Origin of the sequence: Pirellula sp. SH-Sr6A (genome assembly GCF_001610875.1) — a bacterium.
Classification (GTDB): domain Bacteria; phylum Planctomycetota; class Planctomycetia; order Pirellulales; family Pirellulaceae; genus JBKCUI01.
In genome coordinates, this window is the sequence record NZ_CP011272.1 from 2,927,339 (window position 1) to 2,944,499 (window position 17,161).

The 17,161-nt window shown below is 56.2% G+C and carries 3 protein-coding genes; 1 reads left to right on the forward strand and 2 read right to left on the reverse strand.

Annotated elements, in window-relative coordinates; genetic code table 11:
- Positions 1–179: 179 nt before the first annotated feature.
- On the forward strand, positions 180–15,224 hold the full coding sequence (locus VN12_RS11460) for a GEVED domain-containing protein (protein ID WP_146676963.1): 15,045 nt from the start codon (positions 180–182) through the stop codon (positions 15,222–15,224).
- Positions 15,225–15,254: 30 nt separating this feature from the next.
- Here VN12_RS11460 and VN12_RS11465 read toward each other — a convergent pair whose 3' ends face one another.
- Both VN12_RS11465 and VN12_RS11470 read right to left on the reverse strand, forming a co-directional pair.
- Positions 15,255–16,037: a Nif3-like dinuclear metal center hexameric protein gene (locus VN12_RS11465; protein ID WP_146676964.1), complete on the reverse strand. Its 783-nt coding sequence runs from the start codon at positions 16,035–16,037 to the stop codon at positions 15,255–15,257.
- On the reverse strand, positions 16,034–17,098 hold the full coding sequence (locus VN12_RS11470; protein WP_146676965.1) for a methionyl-tRNA formyltransferase: 1,065 nt from the start codon (positions 17,096–17,098) through the stop codon (positions 16,034–16,036). Before VN12_RS11470 ends, VN12_RS11465 begins: the two co-directional genes overlap by 4 nt.
- Positions 17,099–17,161: the final 63 nt, after the last annotated feature.

Genomic DNA, 17,161 nt, shown 5'->3' on the forward strand with positions numbered 1-17,161 from the left:
TTATGCAGCCTCAGAGGTAGCAAGTAAAGGAATTAAAACGACTTGCATTTCAGGAACTCGTTATCAAGTCGTAGTGATTCGTTGCAATGCGCTTGGGTCGAATTAGACTCGAAAATGCGGCTCATCCTAGAGCTCCTACTCGTTATTGCCCTGTTTTTGGCTCCTCAAGAGGTTCGTCAATGACCACCGTCGGTACCGGAAGTGGTTCTTTCTCCAGCAATCATCCACGAAAAGACAGATCCAAGAAGCGCAAGCAGCATTTGGTTCGCAGGTCGTTGTTGGAATCTCTCGAAAGCCGCCAGTTGATGGCGGTAGGCCCTCAATTGATCGGTGTGCAGCCGAACGAGGGTGAGTTGATTTCGTTGACATCGGGAAATACGGGGGCGACGGTTCTGTCGTCGAGCCCTCGTGAGATCGTCCTGCGATTCGACGATTCGTCGGGGATCGATCCGGCGACCCTTTCCGGAATTCAGGTCAAGCGTGCGGGGACGGACGGGATTCTCTCGTCAGCCTATTTGAGCACCGACTTGGGGACCAATGGTCGCGTGGTCCTCGACTTCAGCGCATCTCTTCCTGGGCAGCAAGGGAATGGGCTGGAGTTGGTCTTCACGCAAACGCAGCGCAGCAGTGGGATTGGGGGCAAGCCTGCGAGCTGGCCTGTGTTGAGCGTAACGGGCAACCGCATCAATATTCAGGTCAACACGCAACCCGGCTTCAAGACCACCGCTTCCGATTTGATCCGCGCGATGACGGAAGATGCGACCGTCGCCAGCAAGGTTCTGGTCAAGCGATTGCGGGGTTCCGAATTTGAAATCATTTCTGACTTCGTTCCAGCAGGCCAAGTTCTGACGCTGGACGGAGCGGATGCAGCCCGTGTATCGAGCAACTTGAACTCGGGCTCGAATACGCTCCAAGTGGAATTTTTGTCCGTTCTCCCCAGCTCGAGCGGTGGCGGAACGCAGGTTCAAGTCGTCTCTCGAGATTTCGGTGGTGAGGCAGCACCGGTCGTCACCGTTTCCGGAAACGTCGTGCGAGTCGAGGTCAACAGCAACTTCCGATTCTCGACGACCGTTTCGGAGTTGATCAATGCGATCAACAGTTCGAGCGATGCAAGTCAGTTGGTTCGCGCTCGTCTGGTTAGCGGCTCTCCAAGCACCCGCATCGGCGGCAATTCCACGACCTACTCCCCGTTGACGTTGGTAGGTGGCGACGATGTGGCCATTCAGCCTTCCTTCATCGGATTCGGTGAAACCGATCGAGAAATCGTTATCCGCTTCGCAGAATCGCTCCCCGATGACTTCTATTTGATCGATATTCTCGGAAGCGGGCCATTCGCATTGCGAAGCACCAACGGTCTTCCGTTTAACGGAGGGGTGAGCCGCAGCGTACGGTTTGACCTGGATCTTGGACCTACGGTGCAGTCGGTTGTTCCGCAGCCCGTTGTCCGTAATTCCAACGGATCCCTGTCGCAGTTGCGAAATGTGGTCCATGTCTACTTCAACAACGACGATCTCAATCCAACCGAGGCGGTCAAGCCCGAATACTACCAGCTCGTTTACACCAACAACACGGTTTCGGGCGCCGACGATTTTGTCTACTTGCCAGTCGCGGTGAACTACGATGCGATCCTGAATCGATCCACGTTGACGTTCGAACGCAATCTGGATGCGTTGGTCCATCCGACGACAGGAGCGGTCCTGCCGATCACCGCGTTGCGATTGCGCATTGGCAACAACGAAGTACCAGCGGCCGGTGGAGTTGTGCAGGTGAACCCAGCGACCGATCCAGGCAGCCGCTTTGACTCGGCGACCGATCTCGGAGGAGGCTGGGCAGCGGGTGGTGGATCGAAGGCGGTGATTGTGGATTCGGAAATCCGAAACACGAACCCGTTCCCTCTCGACTTCCCTGGTGCCAACAACGAAGCCGGCAATCGTGACAACCGCTATCAGCAGCACGTCACACGTATCGATCAAAATGGCATCGCGGTAATCCCTTACAACTTCGCATCGGCTCTGGGAACTGCGAACAGCAGCGTCCAACTCAACGCGATCACCGAGCCTCAAAAGGACTTGGTCCGCCAAATCTTCTCGCTCTATGAAAAGTACTTGGGAGTCCGATTCGTCGAGAGCGATTCCCTCGGCTTCACTGTAGCGGTGGGAGACATGTTGGCGATCAATCCGCTCACGGCCTTGACGCCAATCGAAGCCAATGCAGCGGGTGGTCTCACTTACGCCGCAGGGCCATTGGCCTCGAACCCTGCCATCTCAGCGGTCGTCATCGACATCCAAGATTTCAATACGGCAGATGACACGCTTTTCGGCACCGAGCTTTTCCGTTCGTTCATGCGAGGGATTGGCGTGTTGCTCGGACTGGGCAACGCAGACGAGTTGCCCCAGTCGACGGTCCAAAACAATTCACCGTTGAATCCTGCAGTTGCGGAAGGGGTCTTCCCAGGCACCCACGACATCGTGCACGGCCAAAATATTCTTCGCCCTGAAGGCAAGGATATCGATCTGTACCGCTTCACCCTTCCCAGCCAAGGGGGACAGATCAACTTGGAGATTGCGGCGGAGCGACAATCCGATTCGAGCTTGCTCGATGCATCGATTCGTTTGTATCGCAATGAGGGGACATCGGCGGCTCCGCGATGGGTGGAGATTGCAGCCAACGAAGATTACTTCAGCAAAGACCCACGAATCAGCTTGGATTTTGTACGAGGTGGCGAGTACATCGTCGGTGTGAGCGCTAAGGGCAACACATCGTACGATCCGAGCATTGAGGATTCGGGGTTGGGAGGGAAATCGGAAGGAAAGTACCAACTGCGTATCGACTACCGTCCCCCAGCCCCAGCTTCTTTGGTAGATGCCAATGGAGCCGCAACGCCACTGGATGGCGACGGAGACGGTCGTCCCGGCGGTGTGTTCAATTATTGGTTTGTTCCGACTCGCCCGGACCGAGCTACCTCGACTCCAGGCGTTCCCGATCTCTCGGCTTACACCATTTGGGTCGACAAGGCCGCGGTCACCGGCGGCAATGGAACTTTGGCAGCACCTTATAACACGATCGCCGCCGCGCTGGCCAATGCCGACGCGATGTCGCGAGCGTTCCCGAACGGCGAACGGAATGTGGTAGTTCGGATTCTCGGTAATACCCAGAATCGAGCCTACGAAATCGGATTCAATCGCTTTGGTGCGGCGCTCGCCGACGGAGCGACATTCGATGTTCCGAAGAACGTGACGGTCATGATCGATGCGGGCGCCATTATCAAGGTAGGCCGCGCACGCATCAGCGCAGGGAGCTCGACGGTCAGCGTGGACCGAAGCGGTGGCGCGTTGCAATTGCTTGGAACCCCTGACACGAAAGTTATTGTTACCTCGATCAATGACACCGTGGGAATCGGAGTCAATCCGGATCGCACACCTCCTGCTCCGACTCCTGGGGATTGGGGTGGAATCGATTTCCGAAATCGGATCGATGGTAGCGACGAAACCCGTGCAGACCGAGAGAGAAACGGGCTGTTCCTCAATACGGTTGTTCACTCGGACATTCGATTTGGTGGTGGACAAGTCTTGGTGGATGGTGTCTCGCAAGTCATCACACCGATCCACATTGTCGATAGCCGCCCAACAGTCGCCAATAACCTGATCACACGAAGTGCCGATGCGGCGATGTCGGCGACACCTAACAGTTTCCGAGAAGACAATTTCTTGGACCCACGTTCGCAATCGACTGGATTCTTTGTTTCGGACTACGATCGCGTCGGTCCCGATATCCACGGCAACCGGGTTGTGAACAACACCTTGAACGGTTTGTTCATTCGTACGCGAACCGGGGTAGCCGAGAATCCGGAGACCATTACCGTTTCCGCTCGGTTCGATGACATCGACATTCCCCACGTGATCGGTGAGAACTTGGTCATCGATGGTCGTCCTGGAGGCGGTATTCTCGATGTGGCTGCTCCACCGGTATCCATCGTCACGTTGGCAACAGCAGGTGCAGGTAGTTTGGCGGCAGGGACGTATAACTATCGTCTGGTTTATGTCGACCAAGCGGGTAACGAAAGTCTCGCGTCCGTCCCGACATCGTCGCTGACGGTAGCTGCGAACGGTTCCATTCAGCTGAACAATCTACCTCCAATCAGTACCGACCTCCCTTATGTTGCTCGTCGCATTTATCGAAGCGATGCAACCGGTGGCGGAACCTATTCCTTCGTCGCCCAAATCAACGCCGTTTCGACCAGCTTCGTAGATAATGGGACCGTGACCGGTGCCCCGCTCGCTGATCTTGCGGTGAAGGTCCGTTCGCGACTCGATGGCAGTTTGGTCGTCGACGGCGGAACCATTATCAAAGCACAAGGTGCTCGTATCGAGATCCGCAACGGCGGCAACTTGATGGCGGAAGGCTCCCCGGGGCTACCCGTTGTGATCACCAGTGTCAACGATTCCCGATTTGGAATCGGTGGTACTTCGGACACAACAGGTTCGCAAAGCAACTTGGATCCCAAGCCTGGCGACTGGGGAGGTATTTTCGTTGGACACGGTAGCGCTGCTTCCTTGGACAATGTCCGTCTCGCCTACGCTGGGGGTACAACTCGGATCGAAGGTGGTTTCGCATCCTTCAATCCGATCGAAGTTCATCAGTCGGATTTCCGAATGGCGAATTCCCGTATCGAGTTCAGTCTCGACGGTACCGAAAGCGCGACCACCACGAGCCGAACAGGACGTGGAACCAATGCTCCCGCTGCGATTTTTGTTCGAGGTGCGCAGCCGATTTTGGTTAACAATCGCATCGCGGACAACGAAGGTGCAGCCATCAGCATCGACGTAAACTCCTTGAACTCGGACTTGATCAATGATCCCGGCCGCATGACCGGTGGTATTGGTACCAAATCGGACTTCGTCGAGAATCAAGGGCCATTGGTTCGGGGTAACCGCTTGTCGCGCAACTCGATCAATGGGATGCAGGTTCGTGGTCAAACTCTCACAACTCAAAGCGTGTGGGATGACACCGACATGGTGCACGTGGTCAGCGCCACGGTCACCTCGGATAATCTCCACACCTATGGCGGATTGCGATTGAAGAGCTCCGCCAATGAAAGCCTAGTTGTCAAATTCGGTGGGGATTCCTCACTAGCAGGACTGAACGCCACCGGAACACCGCTCGACTACTCCAACCGCATCGGCGGAAGCATCCAAATCGTTGGGCAACCGAACTTCCCGGTTGTCATGACTGCTTTGGCCGACGACTCAGTCGGTGCAGGGTTTGGTTTAGATGGTCGCCCCAACTTTGACACCGACAACAATGGAACATCCGGCTCGAGCGAGTCGATTGTCCGACTGCCAACCGGCCCCGAAGTCGACAACGGCATCCGCATCGACAATGACGTAAACGTCAACACCCCTGGTTTCTTCTCCGCGACGCCGGAGGTGGGCGGGAACATCAGTTTCACCGGTACCTCGGGTATCACCGCCCAGGGTGCTAGTCAGTTGTTTGTGAATGCAAACGTCATTTTCGACTTCATCAACTACATCGATCTGGGTTCGAACGGTGGTGGCTTTGAACTGGCCAATACCACGATTACCCAACAGCCGACCCTTGTCTCTCCGGACTTGGTCGTCAGCGAAGGAACTTTTACAGGCAATAACAATGCTGTGGTTCGTTGGCGAATCGAAACCCGATTCGACAATGGCATCTCGAAAATGCTCAACACGTTGATTCTCGATAGCGATCAACCTTTGGGCGACATTTCGTTTGTGAACTATCTTGATGAGGACATCCAAAGTCCGAGCGACGATTTCTTGTATGTAGCGGGCACACCTGGGCAAGCGGATTTCCGCGCCTACACCATCGACAGTGCAGAGCGAATCGGCTTCTCGCACGGTGGTGTGTATCAAACCGGCACCGACCTTCAGAACGCGACCTACCTTGGCTGGGCTGCGGATCAATACCGCAATTTGGCCAACTCGATCGAGACCAACGGTACAACCTATAGCTTGGCAGGAAACATCAACACCGCCAATCTCCCGCCGATCAACGACCCTCTCCTGGGTCGAGTGTATGGCCTCTCCGATGTGACAACAGCATTCGCGTGGCGTGTCGAACCGAATGCGACTTCCGCTCGGATGACAAGCTTCTTGGAGCTGGTCCCGACCGCGATCGAGAGACAAGCCACTCCGGGTTCCTGGTCGGGCGTCTCGATGCAGACATACTCCAACGATCGCAACGTTGCGGTCGTCACCGAGAAGGAATCCGCACGAGCCAGCGCTCCATCCTCCAATGATCAACCGACGGGCGCCCAATATGTTGGTCAGCTCGCTCGCCAGATCAGTGGTGGGGATGAGAACGCACGGCTGGGATTTGAGATTCAGGGTTCGATCAACAAGCCTTCGGATGTTGACGTTTACAGTTTCACTGCAAACGGTCGCACCGAAGTGTGGTTCGATATTGATCGAACCACAATGGGGCTTGATACGGTGGTCGAATTGATCGCCGCGGACGGAACGATTTTGGCTTTGTCGAACGATTCCTACTTAGAAGAAACCCAACCCGGAACGAATCCGCTTTATTCTACGTTGACCGGTAATTCGGCGAATCCGCTTCGCAAGAGTCCATTGTCGCAAGTCGCGACGACGGCAGCGGGCGAAGCGAGGGATGACTTCAGCACCAACTTGAAAGACGCTGGGTTCCGAGTCGTTCTCCCAGGTCAAGAGAACGTCGCTAGCTTGTACCACGTTCGCGTACGAAGCAGCAATCAGTTCCCCGGACAGCCTGTTGGAACACCTGCATTGAGCAATCCAGCATCGGTCGGACAGGGACGATCGCGTGGTTCTTACCAAATGCAGATCCGGCTTGGAGAAGCGCAAGAGTATCCAGGTTCGTCCGTCTCGCACGCGGACATTCGCTATGCGACCAACGGCATCACCCTCTCCGGGGTACCTCGTCATTCGCCGCTCGTGGGTGAGACCGCGGAAGTGGAGAATGCGAACGTCAACAACAACACGTTTGCAACAGCTCAATACCTAGGGAACATCCTCCAAACGGACCGCAGCACCATTGCGGTTGCAGGTAGTCTCACTTCGAACACGGACATCGATTGGTATTCGTTTGACATCGATTATCAACAGCTTGTGTCACCTCTCGCAGAGTACCTTTCGACCATTTTCGATATCGATTACGCCGACGGCATCGGCCGCGCGGACATGTCGATGTACTTGTTCAACGCAGGTGGCAATCTGATCCATGTAGGGGAAGATAGCAACATCCTCGACGATCGCGCCACATCGCTTCGATCTGCCGATAACACCGATCTGGGACGCGGCTCGACCGGAACATTGGATCCCTATTTGGGATCGGTAGAACTTCCGGCTGGCCGTTACTTCCTGGCCGTAACGAGCAAGACGCAGGTTCCGACGGTGATCGCAAACCGACTCAACCGCAATGCGACCGCGGACGATTCGGGAGTGCGGGTTCAGCCCATCAATGGAGGGCAGTACATCGTCGAAGATCGGGTGGACAACCGACTGGGCAATGCAGCTCAAGGCCCGATTGTGCCTCAATTCTTGCCCGAGTCCTCTCGCGTGGAGTATATGCTCGGCGATGTTCCGATGTATCTCCTGCAAGAGATCTCCAACGGTTCTTCGCAGCTGTATCTAGCCAATCCGTTCACCGGTGAACTCTCCAACTTTGTGGGGACAGCAGCCGGCGATATTCGCGATGTGGCCATCCGTCCGAACGGCGACATCCGCGGATTCCGCGGTGCCATTGGCAACGTGCGCAATGACGCTTCGGCGGACTACATGCTGATCGATCCAGGGACAGGTGCCGCGGTTGCGAACGGTAACTTCGGTGTGACCACCCGACAGCTGGATGCCAACCTTCAGCTCGCAGATCAAAACGTCGGCTTGACCTTCCAAGCCGTAACATTTGCAAACATCAGTGGGTTCCAAGAAGCGGGATTTGTGGTTGCAAACCGAGCCCCGGGCAACGGCGTTCCAAGCACTCGCAATATCCTTTACCGGTTCAATCCCAATACGGGAGCCGGCGATAGCACACCGGCTGCAGTGAATGCGTTCAATATCGTGACAGCTGGTAACCCTGATCCTCCCGATATCATTTTGGGGGCAGGTACGAGCGTTACGGAGCGAGGGTTTATTCAAACCTCCAATCCAGCAGCGGTTTCCACGAGCGTCGCGGTGACCGAGGCGACCCAAGTCCGCGCAGCGAACACGACGTCCTTGATTTCGGACGGCGATACGATCACGTTGCGGGCATTGCCAAACACGAACATCGTGTTCGAGTTCAATGCCGGTCCCGAATTGACTTTGCAATTCGATCCGATCAACAATCCGACCCGCGTTCTCCTCGATGGCGACCAGTTCCTCATCGACGGAGTGACCTATCGAATCACCACCAATCCTGTTCCCCCGGTGATTCCGGGTGTTCGTTCGGTCTTTTATCAGCCGACGATGAACAACGAGCAGTTCGTCGCATCGTTGCGTCAAGTGATCGCGCCGGGGATTCAAATTGGTTTCGATGGCACTCGCGTCAACTTCAGCGGTGCATTGACGGGATCCTTCGGGACGTTGGTTAGCCGTGGGGTCGCACGCGATCTCGGGTCGACCGGCAATGTAGGAAGCGGTCGTGTTGCAGTCAATTTCCTGGCGGAGGACACGGCAGCGACGATCGCAGTTCGTCTCGTGCAAGCGGTCAATTCGGCTGGTTTTGCTGGATTGTCGGCTGTTGCGAACGGAAACGTCGTGCAGTTCGTCAATGCGAATGTGATCGGTACCACAGGCAGTTCGCGGGCGATCGGCATTCCACCTGGAGGAGACATTACCGGTATCGCCCAGATCGGCAATGCGCTCTATGCGGTCAGCAACCAAGGTGGTTTGTATCGCATACCGCAGTCCGCTTTGGAAGGGAACAACCCTGGCAACATCGCGACGTATGTTACTTCGTCGTTCAATCTGACCGGCATCCAATTCACGGGTCTCACAGCAGGGCCTCGAAACGCCGGTGGCGGACAGTACGAAGACGTCCTGTTCGGAACCGACGCTGCGGGCAACATCTACGCGTTTGACACCAACGGAAACTTTGTCAACGTCTTTGCGAACGGCACCTCGCGTGTTTCGACGGGCATTTCGAATTTGAGTGGCTTGGCCTTCTCCAATTTGGATTACAACCTTTGGCACGTCAGCAACAACCGGTCCAACGATGCAGGTCACGGACTCAATGCACCAACCGACCGCAGCGATATCGCTTCGAACGGTGGACAGAGCTGGTACTTCGGTTTCGAGAACCGGTTCGCCAACAACAATGTCACGTTCAATAACTTCAATGATCCCTTAACCCAGCCTCGGGCGCTCGGCACACCACTTGCCAACACCTACAACTTCCCGGGTGGTGCCGCTGGGGTACTTGAAAGCCAGGCCTTCTCGCTGACCGGTATCGCGTCGGGAGACAAGCCGACGTTGTACTTCAATTACTTCCTCAGTACCGAGGATGCAACATCTGCTCTGGCCAACCCGATGCGCGATTCCTTCCGCGTCTACGCCGCAGGGGATGATGGTCAGTGGCGACTAATGGTGACCAACAACGACAATACGTTGGAAAGTCCTATCGAACGAGCCATCGACAACAATTTGGCAGCGGGGGCCGTGGCTCCTGCCGTAGCATGGCGACAAGCTCGGGTGGATCTGAGTTCGTTGGCGGGCAACAAAGACGTTCGCCTCCGCTTTGAGTTCAGCACCGCGGGCGGCATGGGCTATGGCTTCTCCGGTGGCCGAGACTTTGAAATGCGTGTGGTAGCAGGTCGAGAGCTATCGGACGGTCAAACGTTCAACATCGGTGGACGTCAATTCGAAATCGAGATGGGTTCCCGTCTCGTGGTGCCTAGCGGATCGGGTATTCGCAACCTCGAGACCTTCAGTGTTCTCGGAACGACGTTCACGTTCTGGGATGGCACGGGAACAGCTCCAGCAGGGGAAGTGATCAACTACACGGCGATCGACACCCCCAATGAGCTCGCTGTCAAGATTCACGATGCGTTGCGTGCAGCGACCTACACGAAGCCCGTCAACAACGTAAACTTCGCGGATCCAGCGGGTGGATCGGACACCTTGATTCGAGCCCTTTCGGTAGGCGTGAACGGTGGTCTGCAGCAAGTCCGTGGCATCGGAGCGATCGGTGACAACGCCAACTTGGACCCAGCTTTCGATCGAGATATCGATTTGGTCCGCATGACGTTGGAAGCGGGCACGCAAGTGGTTGTAACCGCGAGCGCGACCACGTTGGGCTCACCGCTCGATCCTTACGTTCGGATTTTCGATAGCCTCGGCCAACAGCTTGCATTCAACAATGACTTTGCTGGGACTCGCGATTCACGAATCGTCTTCACTGTTCCGCAAAACGGTGTTTACTTCATCGGCGTATCGGGTTCTGCGAACACGAACTACAACCCGAATGTATCGGGAAGCGGAACCAACGGCGGTTCACAGGGTCAGTACGAATTGGTGATCGATGTCACACCGCGTCAGAACATCACCGTTCTCGACAACCGCGTGCAGCTCGACGGAGTTCGCGACGTCGTTCTCGCGCCGAATTCGACTCTCTCTCTGCTGGGTGGAAACGGCTTGATCGATGGCACGGCTGTTCCAGTTTACATCTCGCAAAACATGACGGCCGAGCAAGTCGCGACGGAAGTCAAGCGTGCGATGGAAGAGGCATTGGTCGGCGTCGATGGATTCGACACCTTTGCTCAGCGGGGCGTGTTCCTCGACATGACCGGCGTACAGATCAGTTCGCCGGGCCCCTTCACCCTCACCTCGGCTCGCCCCGAGGATGCGTTGTCCGAGTGGGGCACCAATAACTTTGGTCCTAACAACAACCCATTCAATCGGCCTGCTTTCCGGGCACAAAACAACGCGTTCGAAGGCGTTTACTTGGATGACTTCATCATCGGAGTCGCGGAGCGTGGAGAGCAAGTGACCGGAACCCGATCGGACACAAGCTTTGTGACGGTCGGAAATAACACGGGACCGCAGGGGGGAACCTACCAATTGGAGATTCGCGGCGGCACCGATTACGGCAGCCCGCGGACGGTTACCAACCCGCGAAGCAATGTGGAACTCGATCTTGTTCGATCGTTTGCCCCCAATGCTCCGCAGTCGGCTTCGCAATCGATCACGTTCAACGCGGCCAGCAGCATTGCGGATGGACAGACCATCCGATTGAGCGATGGTGTCAATGCGTTGGTGCTCGAGTTCGATGACGAATCTCTCCCGGCGACCTCCTCCGCTCGAGGCGTTGTACCTGGAAACATTCGGGTTCCGTACAATCCGTTAACCGGAGAATCCGCTCAAGTGATTGCGTCCCGCATTCGAGACTTGATCAATTCTCCCTTGGTACAGAGTGTTCTGAAGATTGGTGCGATTTCTGCGGACGGTGCAACCACCGGCATTAACTCCGATACGATCTTCTTGGTCGGGACCATCGATGCGACCGTACCGGTCAATATCGGACTGTATCGCTCGACGACCTTCCAAGGGGACCGCAACACTCCGCGAGAGCAAGGTCAGATTGTGATCGAGAACTCGCGAGTTTCCTTCTCGAACGGCTTTGGTATTACCTTGGAAGCGGGCGATCGCGATCCGAATTCCAATGCTCCTAACCCGGGATCGGTTCGCAATACCATTACCCTCAACAACGCGCGGCTCGCCCCGGGCGCGGTGATCGTGAACAACGAATTGGTCGGTAACTTCGGTGGCGGTATTCGAATCGAAGGGGATTCGGTGCAAGGAAATGTTCCGGCTGCATCTGTTCCGTTTGCACGAATTGTCAACAACACGATCCTCGGAGGAACGGTAACACCGGTCTCCACACCCGCTCCATCGATTATTGCAGACGATTTCTACTCGCTCGGTAGCGTCTCGTTTGCTGATGCCGTGGTGAGCTACAACCCGACCGCTGGTGGAGGCCCGGTTCCGATCGCTGGCTTGCAAACCCCAGCCGCAGCGTTGGGATTGCCCGACTACTCGGGAATCGGTGAACCGGTAGCAGGTCAAGGCGTTGTATCGCTCGGTCGCGGAGGGTCCATCGTACTGCAGTTCACCAACAACATTCTCACTGGCTCGAACGACGCTCGCCCCGATTTGGTGGTATACGAAGTCGGTCAATCCGAGAATGTACGAGTGGAAGTAAGTTCGGATGGAGTTACGTACCGAAGCGTCGGTGTCGCATCGTTCAATAATCGCTACATCGACTTGGACGCATTCGGCTACAACAGCCTGAGCCAACTCCAGTTCGTTCGACTCACCGATGAGCTGAACCAAGGTTCCCTCAGTGGCGATTCGGTCGGTGCCGACATCGATGCAGTGGGAGCCCTTTCCAGCCGACCCGGGTTGCTTTACCAAGCGAGCGGGGTTGGAATTTCGATCGGTCCCAATGCAAGCCCCACCTTGCTGAACAACATCGTGGTCAATCACTCGACCGGCATCGCGGTCGACCCGACCAGCAACAGCACAGTGGTCGGTGGAACTCTGTATCAGAACAATTCCCAGAACTCGACGGGCGTCGCCAACAACGGTCAGTTCCCAATCGTAGTCAATCCGACTGTTCCATTGTTCAGCAATGCAGCCACCGGCAATCTCTATCCGGTTCCTGGATCGCTAGCGATCGATGCCTCGATCGATTCACTGGCAGATCGGGCGGCATTGTTGTCGGTCAAACAACCGCTGGGATTGCTCCCATCGCCTATCATCACCCCTGCAACCGATATCACCGGTCAACTCCGAGTCGATGATCCAAACGTCGTAGCCCCTCCAGGGCTTGGCGAGTCGGTCTTCAAGGATCGCGGTGCATCCGATCGTTCCGATTTCTCCGGACCCATCGCGATCGCCATCAATCCAGTCGACAACGATGCGCTGGGAACCGATCGCAATTCATCGGTTGGAACCGTGGAGGTTGTTGGGCAATCCTTCTCGTACTTCGATATCCAACTGGTCGACACCTCTTTGATCAGCAATACCTCCCAAGGCACCGGTATCGATCGATCGACGGTCTCGTCGAGTTCGATTCTCGTGTACAAGAACGGCGAGATTCTGATCGAAGGCTTGGACTATCGCTTCGGTTACGACACGATGAGCAACATCATCCGCTTGACCCCGTTGGCGGGCCTGTGGGAGAGCGAATCGGTCTATCAGATTCGGTTTATCAATACCAACGAATCGATGATTCAGTTGGCGGAGCCAAATGCGACGGTAGACGGTGCCACGTACACGATTCTCGATAATCGCAACGTTAGCACTTACTTCGAACTCGACACGGGTATTCGATTGACCGTTCCTCAGACCGGGAACGGGATCACGCACACCGTGGCGGACGGAACCACCTTCCGCATCGACGACGGATTCCGCCTGGTTACCTTTGAATTCGATAACGATTCGGTAGTCACCCCTGGCAATGTCGCTGTCTCGTTCGACACGCAAGATTCGCCTACCATCGTGGCAGAGAAGATGGTGTCCGCAGTCCGCGGCACACTCCTCAACCTGACGATCCAGTCGATCGGAAACGGCCAGCTTCAGATTCTCGGAAGCAATCTGATCCACGTGCAATCGGACACCAGTCGATTGACGCAATCGGGTGCGACGGGAGTTCTGCCAACCTATGGATTCCGAGTACCTAGCCAAAATGGACAGCCAACCGGGTTCTCCGATGGTCAGACATTCTCGGTACAACGAGGCAGCACGATCCTGACCTTCGAATTCGATTCGAACGGTATCCTTAGCAACCCAACCAATGTCGCCGTGCCTCTCGCGGGAACGGTCGATGGAATCTCCGCTTCGGTTGTTGCAGCTCTCAATGGAGCCGGTCTCGGATTGACCGCCACCTTCACGCCGGGCGGATACATTGCGGTCGGCGATCAAGCGGATTTGCGATTGCTCTCCTCCAACGGAGGATTGCAAGTGGTCGGTGCTCCTGGACGATCCGGGAACATCCCTGTCGTGATCGATTTGCTCACGGTGCAGTCAGCCAGCCAAATCGCTAGCTTGCTCATCCAAGCCATCGAGGCTAGCAACTTGCCGGGTATTGAAGTGACGGCGCTCAACAACCGTGTGTTTGTCGAAGGTGCGTTAGGGGTCGCAGGACTCAATATCGAATCCGTATCGGGGATCCGCGATGTCGCTGGAAACCCGATGCGAGCGACCGAGCCAGACGGTTCGACGGTCACCACAATCTTCCTCGGCGAAGGACTGGATTACGGCGATGCTCCCGATCCGATCTATGCAACCAAGAAGATCAATAATGGTCCTCGGCACACGGTCGTCGAAGGCTTCTCGCTCGGTGCGAACTTGTCGGCCGACGCCGATGCTCGCCCCGATGACTTGGACGATGGTGTCACGCTCGTGTCCGCCACAGCGGCTTACTCGGGTTCGATCATCGTCAACGTGCAAGGCATCACGACGTCGCGAGTCGGATATGTCAATGCTTGGATCGATTACAACGGCAATGGTACATTTGAGCCTTCCGAGAAACTCCCGACCGGTGGTCGATTCTCGAACGGCAACAACACGGTGACGTTTAACGTGCCCAACACGGCCGTAACCAACCGTGATGTAGCGATGCGAGTTCGATTTAGTTCGACCGAGACCCTCGAGCCGGTCGGCCCTGCACCAGATGGTGAAGTCGAAGATTACATGATTCGAATCGGTAGTAACCCCTACCAAAATCCAACGAATGCTCTGGACGTGAACGCGGACGGCTTCGTATCGGCAATCGACGTCCTGAACATCGTCAACTTCATCAACAACACCGGCGGGGGTCGGCTGCCACCAGGAACCCCAGTTCCTCCTTACTTGGACGTGAACGGCGATGGATTTGCAAGTCCGATCGATGTGCTAGCGGTGATCAACTACATCAACTCCCAGTCCGCTGGGGGTGAAGGTGAAGGTTTTTCGGCTCGTGTCAACGACATGTGGGTCGCGGCAACCGCCATGCCGACCTTGGCGACAGGTCGTTCGGACAGCGTTGCGGAAGCCCCCATCGTTACCGGCGACTTCGAAGCGACCGGACTCGATGACTACCTCGCGTTGCTGCCTTCCGAAGTCGGTCCGCAACTCGCGCTGGACAGCTTTGACTGGTCCTCGGTTGCACCAAGCGTCTCGGATGAAGAATCCGAAGATAGTTTTGGGCTGCTCCTCGGTGAGGTGCTCGACGAGTTGGTTTAAAGGTCCCGAGCTAGTGGGAACTAGCTTGAGCTAAAATGTGGAGCGTTCCATCGCGGACGCTTGAACCAAAAGATCCGGAAAGCTCGCGGCGATCATCGTCGCGAGCTTTTTCATTGCAAAGGCTTCACTGGCGAAGTGCCCGATCAGCAAAAGAGCGATCCCGCTCGCTTCTGCCTCCAAGCATTGGTGGTAGGTTGCTTCTCCCGTTAGCAATGCCTCGCAGCCCTCGCTTTTCGCCGCAGCGATCAGACTCCCTCCGCCACCGCACATGATCCCCATCGAGCGAATGGAATGATTCGATTCGTGGGTGCATCTCCATTGCATTTCCGGTAGGTGCCGCGACAGGCGTTCGCGAATTTCCTCCATCGAAGCGGGCTCGGTGAAAGCACCTTTCCTGCCCGATCCTATCGGGGTCCCAGCGACCATTCGACGAACCATCGGCTGCACCTGTGTCAGCTCCACCATATTGGCAAGCTGGGCGTTAATACCTTCGTCCGCATTATCCCATGCCGTATGGGGAGAATAGATCGCAATACGATTTCGAGCTGCGTCCAAGAGCAATCGACCGGTAGTGGTCGAGCTGGTGATGCGTTGTAGCGGCTTAAATGGAAGAGGATGGTGAGTGACCAAGAGATCGATTCCCATTCCAACTGCCTCCTGCAACACCGAATCGGTGATCGTTAAACAGGTCATTACCTTGCCGACCTTGTCCTTCGGGTCGCCCAGAAGCAATCCGACATTATCCCAATCCTCGGCCGTACGAAGCGGGGCGATGCAGTCCAGGAAATCTAAAACTTCGTTCAGGTTGGTCATCCGATGATCTCCATTTGAGCCATGCGTTCCAGCAGCTTCGTCGCCGTTCCGACATAGGCGATGCGCATTCCATCTTGTTTGGCATAACCGCGGGCAAATTCAGCTGCAGCCATGCTTTTCTTGCCAGCGGGCTGGACCTGCTCCAACGCCAGTAAGCCGTCGCCGACGACAACCGCCAACTTCACTTCGGACAAAGTAGGCGCATCGGTTTGCAGGCGTTGGAGCGAAGCCCCTACCAACACAGCCCCGACAGGTAGGTTCGACAGGGGGACGTCGAGGGGAATAGGTTTGGCTCGCTGAATCAACAGGCGGAGGGTGGAGCCATTGGAGCATTCCACATTGGCGAAGCAGCCTGGCCAAGGTTGCAACCCTCTCACTTGCCGATCGAGCAAACGGCAGGGGAAGCGAGGGTCGAGTTCTGCGTCTCCTTTAGCAAGCCTCGGTGCCTTGGTTGCAAGCGTCCGATCCTGGTGAACCCCGGGGGAAGGCGTTGCAGGATCCCAGTTGCGCAGCGTTGTGAGAGCCTGAAGCGTTGCCTCCACTCCGATTTGACTCAATCGGTTCTCCAGCTCTTGGGCGTTCTCTTCGGCGAGCAAGTCAGTTTGGGTCGCTGCGAGGATGGGACCGGCATCGAGTCCGGGGGTCATATGGATGACCGTCACCCCGGCGATGGAATCGCCACTGAGGATGGTCCATTGCACGGGGGCTGCTCCGCGGTGCCGAGGCAGGAGCGAACCGTGCAGATTGATACCACCCAGTCTCGCGGTGCTCAAAGCGTCTGAAGTTAGGATTTGCCCGTAATCGCAAACCACATAGACATCCGCCCGAAGGGATCGGAGCCAGTCGATCGTCATCGGGTCATTGATCGAGGTCGGCGTGTGAACCGACAGCTCGTGCGACTGGGCCCAAAGACGAACCGGACTGGGAGGGGGCGCCTTCTTCGCGGAGAGAGCCTGGACCTCTGGGCGGCAGATCACAGCCGCAATCTCCAATTCGCTTTGACGGAGCGCTTCGAAACTGGGAACGGCAAATGGCCCTGTTCCCATCAGTACAATACGCATGGGCAATCCTTCTCGTGACTTTCGAGTCGATGGTGGCTCGCAGCGATGCCAACCAGCGATAGA